Origin of the sequence: Prevotella sp. HMSC077E09, from assembly GCF_001814685.1 — a bacterium.
GTDB classification, from domain to species: Bacteria; Bacteroidota; Bacteroidia; order Bacteroidales; family Bacteroidaceae; genus Prevotella; species Prevotella oris.
Window position 1 is genome coordinate 396 of sequence record NZ_KV817549.1, and the last position, 2,136, is coordinate 2,531.

Consider the following 2,136-nt stretch of genomic DNA (forward strand, 5'->3'; position numbering starts at 1 on the left):
CCGATTCTTTGATTGGTTTTCTTGTCGGTTGTCAATCTTTGTTTGCTGTTCCACTCGGAGGACTTGCACTGCTCGCCTGTGGTGATAGCAGTACTCTTACCATCTATGGTGATATGGCAGAGAATAGCAGTCTTGCCGTCTGCCTTTGTCTTCTGTCTGTTGATATAGAATAGTGTTTTGAATGTACTTCTCATTGTCTTGTTGTTTTAATTTCTGGAATGGATGCATAAGCATATACAAAGTATAGAGATTAGATAGCCAACTGCATATCTTCGGTGAAAGAGAGGAAACGGTTGAACTCCTCAAAGAGTTTCTGCGGGGTTACCTTTGCATAACGTTCGGTCATGCTTACGTTCGTATGTCCGAGCATCTTGCTGACTGTTTCAATAGGAACGCCCTGTTCCAAGGTGATAAGCGTGGTAAAGGTATGTCTTGCGGTATGCGAGGTAAAGGGAAAAGAAATATCTGCCCGTAGCCGTAAAGCTTTGAGACAGGACTGATAAGTGGGATATTTTATGAAAGGCAGTAGTACTTCCCTTTCATCGCTGTACATTTTCTCAATTAACCGAACAGCTTCCGGCAATAACTTGATACGACAAAGCACGCCCGTCTTCTGTCTGTTGAACTTCAACCACAAACTATCTGTATCATCACAAACAAGGTGCTTCTTGCTTAGTTCCATCAAATCACAATAGGCTGCTCCGGTATAACAGGCGAAGAGAAATACATCACGAGCAGTTTCCATTTCCTCCTCCAACTCATCAAAGTGGAGTACTTTGAGTTTATCCAATGCTTCTTGGTCAAGAGCTTTAGGTACTTTCTTGTCTCCGCGTTCTATATGTACTTTATCAAACAGAAGCGTATCAGCCAGTCCCTCACGATAATCTAGCCTACAGACGGTCTTCAAATCTGCTGCAACTCTGAAAAATGTGCTTTGCTGATGACCGAGTTCACCGAGACAGAACGTCTGCAATTCGTAGATAAAGTTTTCTGTCAACTGTGAGAAAGCCAAGTCCGAAACATGATACTTCTTTTGAATAAACTCCTGCAATCGTTTCCGAGTGGAATGATAGGCAGACATAGATTCTTCCTTGATGTCTATGCCGATATGACTTTCTTTCTCCTTGATGAGTATATCTAATCTTTCGATGGGCATACATCGTACCTGCATGCTACCTTGAAACAGTTCCTTTACATCGGTTGCATCAAATGGCTGGCCTTTGGCAATCAACGACTGATAGGCAGATTGAATGGAAAACAACAGATTCTCCAACCTTCCGTTAATCTCCACTGCTTCATGGCTCTTACCATCCATCCTGCTCTCACGGGGATTCCATAAATCGGGATTGCAGGAGAGTTTACAACTGAACTGGGCAATGGAACGCCCAATGGTAATACGTCCCATAATCGGAGCCTTCCCCGACTTGTCCAAACCGCTCTTTTTAAGGTAGAGCAACACCTTCATCTTTTCTGTTTTCATACGCTTTAATATTTGTGGGTAAAGTTACCCGAATTAAAGCGTTCCTCACTTACGCAGAAAACTGCCGACCGCAGCAACAGCCACACGAGCGAAAATAATTCAGTTACCTAATCCTTCTCCATCGTTACCTATGACAAAACTGGGTAACGCTCTGGTAACTGAACTTCTGCCTAAATCTGCATATTTCTGCCCTTTACAAACAGAGCAGTATTACGCTGATTTATGTATTTCCTCCTCATTATCAGTTAGTTTACATCAACTTCGATATTTCTTCATTTTCATTGATTAGTTACCTCGCAACTAAAGTCATTTTACAACGCAAAGTGACTCAAGTTGCCGTGTAATTAGCGTCAAGTTACGCAGTAAAGTGGGTCAAGTTGCAGCGGGATTTAATAGAGATTGTCACATGATTGGGTATATATTGTTCTACGGATAATCTGTTATTATACGATGACAATGGATGTTATGTCGTGCGATGCGTGCCATGCTGGGCTATCCCGACTTTCGTTCCTATAGATGACAATGGAGGTTATGCTCTACGATGAGGCATTTTTTATGTAGTAACTGCGTAGTAGTTATGCTTTTGAAAGTGTGGCAAGATAACAGGTGAGATATGAGCCTGCAACGTAACTGCGTAGCAGTTATGCTTTTGAAAG

Annotated in this window: 1 protein-coding gene and 1 pseudogene; both read right to left on the minus strand. The window is 42.2% G+C overall.

The features are described 5' to 3' along the window. Positions 1-194 (minus strand): annotated as a pseudogene (locus tag HMPREF2983_RS05680) (Arm DNA-binding domain-containing protein); the annotation flags it as partial. A gap of 56 nt (positions 195-250) precedes the next feature. Further along, positions 251-1,480, minus strand: coding sequence for a site-specific integrase (locus HMPREF2983_RS05685; RefSeq protein ID WP_070667326.1), 1,230 nt, complete (start codon positions 1,478-1,480; stop codon positions 251-253). Positions 1,481-2,136: the final 656 nt, after the last annotated feature.

Bases quoted from the DNA above. Each gene is read 5' to 3' on its own strand.
- HMPREF2983_RS05685 (WP_070667326.1), bottom strand. From the start codon at position 1,480: ATGAAAACAGAAAAGATGAAGGTGTTGCTCTACCTTAAAAAGAGCGGT.